The sequence below is a fragment of the Agromyces sp. S2-1-8 genome (assembly GCF_021129215.1).
Taxonomy (GTDB): domain Bacteria; phylum Actinomycetota; class Actinomycetes; order Actinomycetales; family Microbacteriaceae; genus Agromyces; species Agromyces chromiiresistens.
In genome coordinates, this window is sequence record NZ_JAJOLP010000001.1 from 1,040,188 (window position 1) to 1,054,368 (window position 14,181).

7 protein-coding genes are annotated in these 14,181 nt (G+C 71.3%); 4 read left to right on the forward strand and 3 right to left on the reverse strand.

All coding sequences use genetic code 11. The features are described 5' to 3' along the window. Positions 1 to 60: 60 nt before the first annotated feature. From LR269_RS04795 to LR269_RS04805, 3 genes are all read left to right on the forward strand, one after another. The gene (locus LR269_RS04795) at positions 61 to 540 is read left to right on the forward strand and encodes a DUF3151 family protein (protein ID WP_231429628.1); all 480 of its coding nucleotides are present in this window, start codon (positions 61 to 63) and stop codon (positions 538 to 540) included. 1 nt (position 541) lies between these two features. Then, positions 542 to 1,828: an adenylosuccinate synthase gene (locus LR269_RS04800; RefSeq protein ID WP_231429629.1), complete on the forward strand. Its 1,287-nt coding sequence runs from the start codon at positions 542 to 544 to the stop codon at positions 1,826 to 1,828. A 108-nt stretch (positions 1,829 to 1,936) separates the two neighbouring features. After that, on the forward strand, positions 1,937 to 11,380 hold the full coding sequence (locus tag LR269_RS04805) for a DUF5979 domain-containing protein (RefSeq protein ID WP_231429630.1): 9,444 nt from the start codon (positions 1,937 to 1,939) through the stop codon (positions 11,378 to 11,380). Between the two features lie 15 nt (positions 11,381 to 11,395). Here the strand turns inward: LR269_RS04805 and LR269_RS04810 are convergent, their stop codons facing one another. Both LR269_RS04810 and LR269_RS04815 read right to left on the reverse strand, forming a co-directional pair. Next, positions 11,396 to 12,202, reverse strand: coding sequence for a hypothetical protein (locus LR269_RS04810; protein ID WP_231429631.1), 807 nt, complete (start codon positions 12,200 to 12,202; stop codon positions 11,396 to 11,398). A gap of 204 nt (positions 12,203 to 12,406) precedes the next feature. Further along, on the reverse strand, positions 12,407 to 12,625 hold the full coding sequence (locus tag LR269_RS04815) for an antitoxin (protein WP_231429632.1): 219 nt from the start codon (positions 12,623 to 12,625) through the stop codon (positions 12,407 to 12,409). A 128-nt stretch (positions 12,626 to 12,753) separates the two neighbouring features. On the opposite strand from LR269_RS04815, the gene LR269_RS04820 reads away from it, so the two are divergent. Then, positions 12,754 to 13,395, forward strand: coding sequence for a GNAT family N-acetyltransferase (locus LR269_RS04820; RefSeq protein ID WP_231429633.1), 642 nt, complete (start codon positions 12,754 to 12,756; stop codon positions 13,393 to 13,395). Positions 13,396 to 13,423: 28 nt separating this feature from the next. Here the strand turns inward: LR269_RS04820 and LR269_RS04825 are convergent, their stop codons facing one another. Continuing rightward, positions 13,424 to 14,179, reverse strand: a complete 756-nt coding sequence (locus LR269_RS04825) for a sulfite exporter TauE/SafE family protein (protein ID WP_231429634.1) — start codon at positions 14,177 to 14,179, stop codon at positions 13,424 to 13,426. Positions 14,180 to 14,181 lie beyond the last annotated feature (2 nt).

The window sequence follows — 14,181 nt, forward strand, 5'->3', positions numbered from 1 at the left end:
GCTTCGCGCCTACTCGACCGGCTTCGAATGGTCGAAATGGGCCCCGCGATAAGGTGGAGTGTGACTCCCAAGAAAACAGCACCCGGGCCTGCCGCGGCGCTCGCCGATGAGCCCGAGGTCCGCCAAGCGCTGGCGGAGGCCGATCGCGCCGCCGTGGCCGGCGTCGTCTCGGAGCATCCCGCATCGCCCCTCGCCTGGGCCGAGCTCGCCGATCTCGCCGACTCCGAGGGTCGCCCGCTCGAGGCCTACGCCTTCGCCGCGGCATCCGCCGAGCTCGCCCGCGCGCAGCTCGCGACCGCCGGCTGGCAGCCCGGCACCGCCGTGCCGTGGGCCGACGAGCCGAACCGCGCGTACCTGCGCGCCCTCGACACGCAGCGCCGCGCCGCCGAGGCGCTCGGTCTCGCCGACCAGGCCGCCCGGCTCGCCGACGAGCTGCGCAGCGCCGACGCCGAGGCGCCCGCTCGCATCGCGAGCGAGTTCACGCCGACCCAGCTCATCACGATCGTTCCGGCCGAGCAGCCGGCAGAAGGGGAGCGCTGACATGCCCGCAGCCGTACTCATCGGTGCACAGTGGGGCGACGAGGGCAAGGGCAAGGCGACCGACCTGCTCGGCTCGCGCCTCGACTACGTCGTCAAGTTCAACGGCGGCAACAACGCGGGTCACACCGTGGTCGTCGGCGAAGAGAAGTACGCGCTGCACCTGCTGCCGTCCGGCATCCTGACGCCCGGCGTGACGCCGGTCATCGGCAACGGCGTCGTGGTCGACGTCGAGGTGCTGTTCGAAGAGCTCGAGGGCCTCGAGGCCCGCGGGGTGGATGTCTCGAAGCTGCGGGTCTCGGCCAACGCGCACCTCATCACCCAGTACCACCGCACCCTCGACAAGGTCACCGAGCGCTTCCTCGGCAAGCGCCAGATCGGCACGACCGGGCGCGGCATCGGGCCGTCGTACGCCGACAAGATCAACCGCGTCGGCATCCGCATGCAAGACCTGTTCGACGAGAACATCCTGCGGCAGAAGGTCGAGGGCGCGCTCGACCAGAAGAACCACCTGCTCGTGAAGGTCTACAACCGGCGGGCGATCGGCGTCGACGAGATCGTCGACGAACTGCTCTCCTACGTCGACCGGCTCCGTCCCATGGTCACCGACACGTCTCTGCTGCTGCACCGTGCGCTCGAGGCGGGCGAGACCGTGCTCTTCGAGGGCGGCCAGGCGACGATGCTCGACGTCGACCACGGCACCTACCCGTTCGTCACCTCGTCGAACGCGACGAGCGGTGGGGCCGTGACCGGGTCGGGCATCGCCCCGAACCGCATCGACCGCGTCATCGCGGTCGTGAAGGCCTACACGACGCGCGTCGGCGCGGGTCCCTTCCCGACCGAGCTCTTCGACGAGTGGGGCGACTTCCTCACCGAGCAGGGGCACGAGTTCGGCACGACCACGGGCCGCAAGCGCCGCACCGGCTGGTACGACGCGCCGATCGCGCGCTACGCCTCGCGCATCAACGGCGTCACCGACTTCGTGCTCACGAAGCTCGACGTGCTCACCGGCGTCGAGAAGATCCCCGTCTGCGTCGCCTACGACGTCGACGGCGAGCGGTTCGACGAGGTGCCCGTTTCGCAGAGCGACTTCCACCACGCGAAGCCGGTCTACGAGGAGTTCCCCGGCTGGAGCGAGGACATCTCGGGCGCGCGCGAGTTCGCCGACCTCCCCGCGAACGCGCAGGCCTACGTGCGCGAGCTCGAGGCGATGAGCGGGTCGCGCATCTCGGCCATCGGCGTCGGCCCGGGGCGCGACGAGATCGTGCAGCTGCACGACCTGCTCGGCTGATCGCCCCGGGGTTCCCCGGGACTTCTCCCGCCGATAGGGTCGGATTCGGGTGCACGCGCTCTACCGTGCGCCCGAAGCGGTCCCGACGGCCGCGGGCAGGGGGAGTAGATGTCGATCGTCCGTCGTACGCTCGCGGGGGTCGCCGCGATACTCATGGCGGTTGGGCTCGCGGCACCGGCGGCCGCGCCGGCGTTCGCGGCACCCGACGATGCCGAGTTCATCGTCACGAAGTCGATCAACCCGAACAACTCGCCCTACGCGCCGGGTGACCAGTTCAGCTACACGATCGAGCTGACCTGCAACAGCAACCTCGTCGACACGTGCGTCAACGCCGAACTGAACGACACGCTGCCCGCCCCGCTCGTCTTCGACCCGTCGATCGAGCCGCCCGTCGAGGTCTTCGGCGGCGGCAGCTCGACGGTCGCCGTCGACGGCTCCGACTTCACCGTCGACTTCACGACCGACGGATCGGCGGGTACCGGCCAGCCCGCCGGGTCGAAGGCGACGGTCACGGTCTTCGTGCAGATCCCCGCCGACATCAGCGCCGACTACAACGACGCCGAGATCGTCAACACCGCGACGGCGACCGCCGACAACGCGCTCACCGTCGAGGACGGCGAGGCCATCACCATCGAGGTGCCCGAGGTGCTCGATTCGACCGTCACGAAATCGGTCGACGATCACCAGCCCGACGGCACCCCCGGCGTGCCCGCGCTGCCCGGCCAGCCGGTCGACTACACGATCGGCGGCGGCAACGCCTCGAACCGGTCGGTCGACGAGATCGTCGTGCAGGACCCGGCCGACGGCGTCGCGAGCCCGTTCGACGGCTACTTCGACTTCACCGGCATCGCCTCGATCACCCCGCCCGCCGGCGCCGACCAGGTCGAGATCGAATGGCTCGACGCCGACGGCAACTGGACGTCGGCGTACGGGCCGGGGCCGATCCCGGCCGATCCCTCCGGCATCCCGGTGGGGGTGCCGCAGGAAGACGTGAAGGGACTCCGCTTCACGTTCAGCTCGTCGACGGGCGACCAACTGCCGCCGTCGGGCGACGAGCCCGCCGAGATCGGCATCGGCGCCGTGACGAACGACGCCGTGCTCGACATCCCGATCGACCAGTCGGTCGACGTGCCGAACACGGCGTCGTCGAACGTCGTGGTGCACGACACCGCGAGCCCGCCGAAGACGGCGCCCGGCGATGTCGTCATCTCGAACACCGGCCCGTTCGTCGAGGTCACGAAGAACTTCGCCAATCCGAACCTGCTCGCCGGGCAGCAGACCACCGCGACGATCGAGGCGACCAACGGCTTCCGGCCGGTGACCGAGATGGTCATCCAGGAGCCCACGCCGGGGCAGCCCGATCTCGCCGACCAGGGGCTCACGTTCGCCGGCTTCACGAGCGGTGTCGTGTGGCCGCCGAACGCGACCGGTGCGACGGTGACGTACGTGTACGCCGACGGGCAGACCGAGACGCTCACGGCCGACACCGCGAACACGCTGCCCGACCCCGAGCTCGAAGGCGCGAGCGAGGTGGTCGGCTTCACCGTCACCTTCACGGGACCGATCATCCAGAACGGCACGGCGACCGTGCCGTTCGACGTCGTCGCGCAGCCCGTCGACGGCGAGGACGTCACGACCACCAACGAGACGACCTCGATCGTCACCGACCAGACGGGCAAGAGCGGCGACGACTCGGCGAGCGATGACGTCACCCGGCAGCCGGGGCGGGTCTCGACGACGATCGACAAGAACATCGCCCGCGACTCGCAGTGGGCCGTGCCGGGCTCGACGACCGACGTCAGCTTCATCGCGCACGTGAACGACCAGGGCGCGAACGCATCGACGGTCGGCTCCGACGTGCTCGTGGTGAGCGACCCGGCCGACCCGCAGGCGGGCGTCGTCGATCCGTTCTGGAACACGTTCGACCTCACCCAGATCGTGGCCGGGGTGCCGGCGAACGCGGACCTCCAGGTGAACTACTGGAACGGCAGCGAATGGCTGCCGCTGCCCGGCGGCCAGCTCGACGGCGAGGGGACGCTCGTGCTCGCGGTGCCGGGCGGAACCGCCCCGGTCACGCAGGACCAGATCCAGGGCATCCAGTTCGTCTACACGCCGAAAGAGGGCGAGCTGCTGCCGCCCGGCTTCGAGGTGGCGCCCTCGATCACGGTGGAGACGCGCGACCAGTTCCGCGACGGTTCCGGCTCGGTCGCGGATGCCGCGGCGGAGGCCGACCCGCTGACGGTGCCGAACCTGGCCGGCTCCGAGGTGCACAACGACAACGACGTCACGCCCGACGACAACACCGCGACCGACGGCGACGCGATCGACCTCAACCCGATCGACGGCGGCGAAGGCCCCGATCTCTTCGAGAAGCACTGGATCGTCGACCCGGCCGATCCGCTCTTCGCGTTCAGCGGCGACCGGCGCACCGCCCGCATCTCGTGGTCGACCGAGGGCCTGCCGTTCGACACCGTCGCGATCACCGACGACCCGACCGCCGGGCCCGGCTACGACGATGCGGCGATCGCGAGCTCGGCCTTCGATGCATGGAACCTGGTCGAGATCGCACCGATCGACGCGAGCCTCGACCCCTCGATGCAGTACGACCGGGTGTCGAAGGTCGAGCTGTTCGAGTTCGACGACGCCGCCGGCACCGGCGAGTGGGTCGACATCACGAGCAAGGCGTGCGCGACGGCGGCCGACTGCGACGGTGCGTTCCCCGGCTACACGCTCGACGACGGTGAGGTCGCCTCGACGAGGGCCGTGCGCCTCACCTACGCCGAGGGCTCGGCCCGCGGCGGCGCCGGGCAGCCCACCTCGGGCTCGGGCGTCGCAACCTCCTACGACCACGATCGCGACCTCGACCTCGTCTTCGAGCTGCGCGACTTCAAGCGCAGCGACGGCGGCCCGGTGACGGGCACCCTCCACGCCGAGGACTTCAACTCCGGTCAGCCCGGAGTGGTCGACAACACGGCCGAGATCGAAGGGGAGGGGCCGCAGCCGATCACCCAGACGGACTCCGACCTCATCACGATCCTCGACTCCACGGTGAACGTGTCGGTCACGAAGCAGTTCGACCAGGACAACCTGCCCATCCCGCCGGTCACGACGCCCGCCGACACCTACCCGCTCGTGAACGCGACGATCACCGCGCGGAACGAGACCGAAGCCGAGGTGCAGACCCTCACCATCACCGACCCGGCCCCCGGGGGCGCGACGAACGCGTACGAGTTCCTGAACCTCTTCGCGATCGACACGATCTCGGTGCCCGAGGCTGCGACCGAATCGACGGTGACCCTCACCCGGGAAGGGGGAGCCACCACCGACTACACGATCGCCGACGCCCTCGCCCTCGCGCCGGCCGACCTCGCCGACGTGATCGGCTTCTCGGTCGTGCACACCGACGCCGACGACGTCGCGATCGAGTCCAAGGCGACCGCGTCGGTCGTGCTCACCTTCCAGCTGCGCAAGACGGAGCGCAGCAATCCGGCGAACCCGGTGACGACGGCCGACATCGCGACGAACGTCGCGGGCGCCGAGGTGCAGCGGCCGGGCGACGACGCCGACATCGACACCGCTGCCGGCACGGCCACCGACACGCTGCCGTTCGCCGCCGCGAGCTACGGCGTGGTGGCGACGAAGGACATCGTGACGCCGTCGACCTCGGCCGACCCGAACGACCGGGCCGAGAACGAGCCGCGCGAGGGCTACACGATCACGCTCACGGGCCAGCCGACCGGCAACGTGCGCACGACCGTGCTCACGATCACCGACGACGACCCGACGTTCTGGAACCAGTTCGAGTTCGCGTCGTTCCCGCAGGCGACCCTTCCGAGTCCGGTCCGCCAGGTCCGGGTCTCCGCGCTCACCGGCGTCGACTACGCCTTCGACACGGGCACGAACGTGCTGAGCCAGGCCTGCGAGGGTTCGACCGACCTGACAGCCTGCTGGACCGTCGGCGAGTGGCAGACGGCCGACTCGGGCGGCAGCGTCCTGCCCGTGCTGCCCAGCGGGGTCGCCGAGGGCGAGGTGCTCGGCCTGCGCTTCGAGTTCCGCGTCGACGACGCGGCCTCGAACTGGGAGAACCCGATCAACCCGATCGTGCCGATCGCGTTCACGGCGAACCAGCTCGTCGATCTGCGGTACGGGCCCGGCGGCGAGACCGATGTGCCCGTCCCGACGACCCAACCGGGTATCGACGTGCCGGTCGCCCCGGGCGAGACCGCGCCAGGCACCACGACCGACACGGTCGATGTGCACGGCGAAGGATCGTGGACGACCGACGGCGGCACGCAGTGGTCGGCCGACGCCGACGCGACCGACGAGACCGTGCTGAAGCACCTCGCGAACGGCATCAGTGTCGTCAAGACGCCGGGCAACGGAAGCGACGGTTCCGCCTCGCAGCAGTTCCCGCCATCGGGCACGATCCCGTACAAGATGACGGTCACGAACACCGGGCAGTGGCCGATCACGGGGCTCGAGCTCACCGACCAGGTCGCGACCGACGCTGGCGGCTCGCTGCTCGTGCCGAGCCCGACCGTCACCCCGACGTTCGGGTTCACGCTGACCGCCGCCGACGGCACGGTTCTCGACGCATCCGGGTTCGCCGGCGACCTCGACACCACGACCGGACTCGTCACGATCACGGTGCCCGACGGGTTCGTCTTCAACCCGGGCGACCGGCTCCTGATCTCCGCTGCGCTGCAGTTCCGCCCTGGTCTCCCCCCGGGCACGCCCGTCGGGAACACCGTCACCGCGACGAGCGACCGCATCTTCGACACGTGCGACTCGACGAGCCTCGGCACGATCACGAATCCGCAGGCGACCGAGGTCGAGAGCTGCGCGTCGAACACCACCGTGAACCCGACCGCGGCCGCGCCGATCACGCTCCTCAAGTCGGTGAAGGGCACCGCCGCGGGCGTGCCGGGGGCCGCTTCCGGCGATGCGAACTACGACGACCTCGGGGTGCTCAACAACACCGGCCCGGCCGAGGGCTGCGCCGAGCCCAACTCCACGGTGGCCGGCTACTACCGCAACAACTGCGTGCCGATCACCCGCCCCGGCGGTGTCGCGACGTGGTTGCTCACCTTCCGCAACCTCGGCAACATCGCCGCCGAGTCGGTCGCGGGCATCGATGTGCTGCCGGCGCCGGGCGACACGGGCGTCACGGTCGGAACGGCCCGCGGGTCGCAGTGGTCGCCGATCTTCCTCGGCAACGTGCAGATCCCGCCGGCCGGTCCCACGGCAGGCGCGGTGCTGACCACGTACTACCTGACGACGGTGCCGAACCGCGCCTGCAATGCCAAGGACATCGAGTGGAGCGCTCGCGCCGGCGCCATGCCGACGAGCGACCCGTGCTACCCCGATGTCAGCACCCGCGACTGGATCGCGTTCGACAGCGCGACGCCGGCGGCCGAGCTGGCCCAGGCGAAGGCGATGAAGGCGGTCGTGACCTGGCCCGAAGGCGAAGGGCTCGCCCCGGGCGCCACCGGCCAGCTCGCCTTCGACACCCGGACGCCGTACTCCACCCCGGCCGCGGTCGACAGCGGCCTGCCGATCGCCTGGAACGCGGTCGCGGCGGGCTCGCGCGCCGACTTCAACGGGGCGGAGATCTACCAGGGTCCGGTCGAGCCGGTGCGTTCGGGCATCGCGGTGCCGACGGGCGAGATCGCGCTCGAGAAGGCGGTCGACGTGCCGGCGGACTGGCCGGACACCGCTCCGCTGCCCGACTCGTACGACTTCACGGTGCAGTGCACCTCGGGCGGCGAGACGGTGAACCTCGTCGGCGCCGACGGGCAGCCGGTGCCCCCGGCGACCGTGCCGGCCGACGGCACCGTCGTCGACTACGGCACGGGCACGAACCTGCCCCTCTACTCCGAGTGCAGCGTGCAGGAGGTGCCTTCGCAGGGTTCGACCGTGACGTACGACCCCGCCGATGCGGGCGACCCGACGCGGTCGGGCGCCGTCGAGGCGAAGCGGGACCTCAGCGGGCTCGAGAACGTGCACCACGGGGCCCCCGCCGACGGCGACCTCGCGCAGGTGACGGTCACGAACACCTACCAGCTGGGCGGGTTCTCGGTCGAGAAGGCGGTGGTCGACGGCGGTGCCGTCGACCAGGACGGCAACCCGATCGCGTACGACCCCGAGTTCGCATTCACCGCGAGCTGCACCTTCCTCGGCGAGGAGGTCGTGCCCGAGGCCGACCGCACGTTCACGCTGCACGAGGGGGAGGCGAAGGAGTTCGCCGCCCTCCCGGTCGGTGCCGACTGCACCGTCGTCGAGACCGACGCGGGCGGCTCGACCGGCACGACGATCGTCGTGACCGAGTACGGCGAGGAGACGCAGAGCGTCGACGGGTACCTGGTCGACTTCGCGATCCAGCCCGACGGCGACAACATGCACGCGACGCTCGTCGCAGTGACGAACACCTACACGGTGGGCTCGATCGCGATCACGAAGGACGTCACCGGCGCGGGCGCCGAGGCCTGGGCCGCCGACGTGTTCGAGGTGCGGCTCGTCTGCACCTGGGACGAGGCGACCGCGAACCCGGTCTACGACGACACCCGCACGATCGCCGACGGCGAGACCTGGACGGTCGGAAACCTGCCGACGGGCGCCGAGTGCACCGTGACCGAGCCCGACGCCGGCGGCGCGACCGAGGTGACGATCACTCCGTCCCAACCGGTCGTGATCGGTGTCGCCGGCGACGAGGGCGACCCCGTCGAGGTCACGGTCGCGAACGACTACCGCGTGGGCGGCTTCGACGTCGAGAAGACGGTGTCGGGCCCGGGTGCTGGCTTCAGCGAGGGCGTCGACTTCGCGTTCGGCTACGTGTGCACGTACGACGGAGAGACGGTCGGCGAGGGCACGCTCGCGGTCACGGGCGACGGAACGGCCGGGCCCCTCACGAGCGACCCCGTCACCGGACTGCCCGTCGGCACCGAGTGCGTCGTCACCGAGACCGACGGCGGCGGCGCCGACGCGCTGCCCGAACCGGTGGCGGTGACGATCCCCGACGAGGCCGACGGGGTGGCGCAGGTCGCGACCGCTGAACTCGACAACCACTTCTCGGCGGGCACGGTCTCGGTGACGAAGGAGCTCGCCGGCGAGGCATCCGACGACCCCGACTTCGTCGACGCGACCTACACGGTGCATGTCACCTGCGCGCTCACCGACGGCGGCGACCCGCTCTTCGACGGCGACGTCGAGGTGACGGGAAGCGGCGAGACCGTCACGGTCACCGACGCGGCGACGGGCGACCCGCTGCTGCTGCCGGTCGGCACGCACTGCTGGGGCGAGGAGACCGACGACGGCGGAGCGACCGACTCGAGCGTCGACTTCGACTCGTTCGACGACGCGGTCATCGTCGTCGCCGAGGAGGGCGACGAGGTGCAGGAGCTCGCGATCACCGCGACGAACACCTTCGACCTCGCCGACCTCGTGATCGAGAAGGAGCTCGACGGCGACGCGGCCTCGTACGCCGAGGGCAAGACGTTCGAGATCCTCGTGACCTGCACGCTCGACCGGGGGCCCGCGAACGACCCGATCGTGACCTACGATCAGGAGCCGGTCGAGCTGCAGGGCGGTGAGCAGGCGACGCTCGGCGACATCCCGATCGGGTCGGACTGCTTCGCCGAAGAGCCCGACGGGCAGGGCGCCTGGGCCATCGAGATCAGCGCGACCGCCGACGACCCCGTCGTCGTCGACGGCGGTGAGACGCCCATCACGATCACGGTGACGAACGTCTTCCCCGACGCCGGATTCACGGTCACGAAGACCGTCGAGACCGCCGCCGTCGACCAGAACGGCGACCCGATCACGACCGACCTGCTGTTCCGCTTCTCCGCCGTCTGCACCTTCGACGGCGACACCGTGCTCGACGAGGAGTTCCTGCTGCGCACGGGCGAGGAGAAGACCTTCAGCGGCCTGCCCGCCGGCTCCGAGTGCACCGTCGAGGAGACCGCGTCGCGCGGCGCCGACACGACGATCGTGGTGACCCAGAACGGCGTCGATGACGACCTCGGGGCGGTGACGAGCGCCGACTTCACGCTGCAGCCCGACGTCGACGACGAACTCGTGACGGTCGTCGCCGTGACGAACCGCTACCCGGTCGGCTCGGTCGAGGTCGTGAAGACGGTGACCGGCTCCGGGGCCGACGCATGGGGTGGTACCTTCGGCGACTTCGACGTGCGCATGATCTGCACCCACCCGCAAGCGGTGCCCGACGTCGTCTACGACGCCACGCACACCCTCACGAAGGACGCCCCGGGCGACGTCTGGCTCGTCGAGAACCTCGTGACGGGCGCCGAGTGCTCCGTCGCCGAGGTCGACGACGGCGGCGCGACCGAGTCGACGGTGACCCCCGACACCTTCATCGTCGGCGACGACGCGGACGAGCAGGGGCCGATCGAGGTCGACATCGTGAACGACTTCCGAACGGGCGCGCTGAACGTGCTCAAGCACGTCGCGGGCCCAGGCGCCCCGGCGTTCTCAGAGGGCGAGTACAGGTTCCAGGTGGTCTGCACCTACGAGGAGCAGACGGTCGTCGACCAGGAGCTCGTCGTCGAGAGCGACGGCGGCGAGGGCCCGTTCACGAGCGACACGATCGCCGGCATCCCCGTCGGCGCCGAGTGCGTGGTGACCGAGACCGACGCAGGAGCCGCCGACGAACCGGCCGCGCCCGTGACCGTCACGATCGCCGACCAGGCGGAGGAGGGCGTCGAGACCGTCGTCACCGCCGGGTTCGTGAACGAGTTCTCGCAGGGAACGGTCGAACTTGCGAAGGAGGTCGACGGCGAGGCCGCCGAGGCCGAGTGGGTGGCCGACACGGTCTTCACCGTGCAGGTGACCTGCCAGGTCGAGGTGGCCGGCCAGCTCGTGACGCTCTACGACGCGCCGGTCGAGCTCACCGCCGGTGAGACGGTCGAGATCGTCGACGCCGAGGGCGCCCCGGTGCAACTGCCGCTCGACACGCACTGCTTCGGTGTCGAGACCGATTCGGGCGGCGCGACCGCGTCGAGCGTCGACTTCGACTCGTACGACAACGCGGCGATCGTCGTCGAGCAGGGCACCGCCCAGCGCCTCACGATCACGGCGACCAACACCTTCGAGACCGGCACGCTCGCGCTTGAGAAGACGGTGTCGGGCACGACCGGGCAGGCCGACGGCAAGACGTTCGAGATCGCCGTCATGTGCGTGTTCGACCGCGGCGACGGCGACCCCGACTACGTCGCGCTCGACGAGGCGGTGTCGATCACGGCCGGCGAGACGAAGACCTTCGACGACCTGCCGGTCGGTGCCGACTGCTGGGCCGAGGAGACCGACGCGGGAGGGGCCGTCGAGGTGACGGTGAGCGCCACCGAGGCGAACCCCGTCGTCGTCGGCTCCGACGAGGCGCTGACGATCACGGTCGACAACCGGTTCGACGCACCGATCCCGTCGACCGGTGTCGACGGGATCGAGGCGCGGCTGACGCTCGCGCTGCTGCTCGTCGGGGGCGGGCTGGCGGCGATCGCCTTCGTCGTGATCCGTCGTCGCAGGCGCCGGGCGTGACGGGCCGGCCGACCCTTACTCGGGTGAACCGAGCGGCCCGGTGCCCGTGCCGTCGGGCACCGTGCGCACGTCGAGCAGTTCCTCCCGGCCGCTGCCGCCCGAGACCGCGACCGTCAGCACGGGCCCGACCCCGCGGGCGTAGAACTTCAGCTCCTCGACATCGGGCTCGAGCGGCGTCGTGTCGCGCGTGAGCAGCGCGCCGTCGTAGGCGCCGTACGGCACCTCGACGAGCTCGTCGACGCCGAGCACCGCGCCAGCGTCCTCCGCCTCGCCCTCGAGGTACTCCTGCCGGTAGGCCATGCCGGGCCGCGGCCGGGCGGGGAGTGCGATGCCCGGCTGCGCCCCGTCGACGCCCGCCTCGAAGCTGCCCTCGGTCGAGACCATCTCGCCGTGCTCGAACTCGGCGGTCTGCTCGCCGAGGTACCAGATGTTCCCCGCCCTGTCCTGCGCGTACCAGTCGAAGGTGTCCTCGACGAGCTCGCCGCCCCGACTCACGGTGTCGCGCACGACCCGCGCCTCGACGCCGTTCGCGACGACCTTCGTCTCGGAGGTCACGGTCACCCGGACGGTGAGGTCGCCGTCGGGGTCGCTCTCCCGGTACACCCACTGCGTGCCGGGCTTCATCGGCCAGTAGGGGTTGTCGATGTCGGTCGTGAACTCGTCAGGATCGAGGTCGACCGGTTCGTCGCCGACGGGCAGCGACCGGTGGTGATGCAGGGGCATCGACGGCGGCAGGGCGATCGGCGGAGCGACGCAGCCGGACATGAGCAGCGCGCTCGCCGCGACGACGGCGAGTGCAAGCGCCTTGCCGAGCGCGCCCATCGGTTGCCTCGATTCCCGCGTTCCCGAGTGTGGCTTCCTCCAGCATCCGCCGGTCGGTCGGGCCTCGCGACCGCGCAGCGCCATTCGTCCCGCGTCGGGCGCGGAAGGGGGCGGATGCCTCCCCGCGCCCTCCGGCGTGCGGCGAGGCATCCGCCCCCTCGTGGTCACCGCGCCGTGCGGGGCGCGCCGTTCCGGCTGAGCCGGTTACTCGTTGCCGACGGCGCCGTCGGCGGCGTCGCGGGCACCCTCGATGTGCTCGTCGAACTTGCCGCCCGTGACCTTCTTCGCGAAGTCGGCCACGCCGTCGAGCACCGAGTCGCTGATGCCCTCGGCCTGCTCGCTCTTCAGCGCGTCGTCGATCTTGTCCTTGTTCTTCTCGTAGAACTCGCCGGCCTGCTTGGCCGCGTCGTCGATGGCCCCCATGGGTGCGCCTTTCGTTCGGTGATCGGACCCGGTCATCGTCGCACGCCCTCGGGTCCGCTGGGAAGACCCCGTCGCAGCCGCCTCGCCGGGCGGCACGCCGGTCGACTCGGCGTGGCAGACTCGATCGGGTGACCGCCGCCCCGCCCGCCGCGACCGTGCCCGCCCCGACCGAACTGCGAGGGCGCTTCGTGCGCCTCACCCCGCTGACCGAGACCGACCTGCCCGACCTCGTCGAGCCGCTCGCGCGGCCCGAGGTCTTCGCCGGCGGCTACGGCGGCGGACCGGCGGGTCTGCCCGACGGCCGCGACGCGTTCGTCGACTGGGCGCGCCGCTACTACCTCGGCGGCGGTGACGGCGGGGGCGACGCACGGCCGTTCGTGGTGCGCATCCAAGGCGGCATCGACGACGGCACGGTCGTCGGCGCCACGAAGCTCGCCGACTTCGACGTCGTGAACGAGTCGACGCACATCGGCTGGACGGCGTACCACCCGCGGGTGTGGGGCAGCGCGGTGAACCCCGAGGCGAAGCTGCTGCTGCTCGACCACGCGTTCTCGCACGGATTCGGGCGGGTGAAGATCCAGGCCGACTCGGCGAACGGGCGCTCGCGCGCGGCCATCGAGAAGCTCGGCGCCAAGCTCGACGGCGTCATGCGCCGCGACAAGCGCCGGGCCGACGGCACGTGGCGCTCGAGCGCCGTCTACTCGGTCGTCATCGACGAATGGCCCGAGGTGCGCGCCGGGCTCGAGGCCCGGCTCGCGACCTTCGGGTGACCGCCCGTCCGGGCGGGCACCTGGCGCGTCACCCCAGCAGCTCGAGCACGCCGTCGACGAGCGCCGCGGCGCCCCCGACGTAGGCGATCACGACGACCGCGAGCCGTGCCGCCCGGTGGCTGACCCTGGGCGCGAGCCATTCGCCGATGAGCAGCCCGACGAGGAGCGCGCCGATCACGAAGGGCCACGCCGCAGGGTCGAGCGACGGCCAGCTCCACCCGGTCGCGACGAACTTGCCGAGGAGCGCCGCCGAGCCGATCACGATGAAGTACGCCTGCGCGGTCGCGGCGAACCCCGCCTGCGGCCAGCGCGTCGCGACGGCGTACACGCTGAGCGCGGGGCCGCCCACGCCGGCCGAGGCGTTCATGAAGCCCGAGGCGGCGCCCGCGATGATCGCTGGCGCGGGGCCGGTGGCCGCATCGTCGGACGGCGCGGCCGCCGTGCGGGTCACGACGAGCGTGACGGTGAGCGCGACGACGACGAGCAGCCCGACGCCGACCTGCAGCACGGGGCCGGGCACGTTCGCGGCGACGATCGCGCCGGCGACCGTGCCGAGGATCGCGGGCGGCAGCAGCCATGCCAGGCGCCGCCCTTCGACCAGGCGCCACACCCGGGGAAGGATGAGCAGCGACGACAGCACCGCGCAGAGGTTCACGACGACGACGCCGTCGAACGGCCCGAGCAGCACGACGAGCGCGGGCGCGGCGATGAGCGCGAACCCCATGCCGGTGATGCGCTGCGACGCCGCGCCGACGAGCACGGAGAGGGCGACGGGCAGGAGCACCG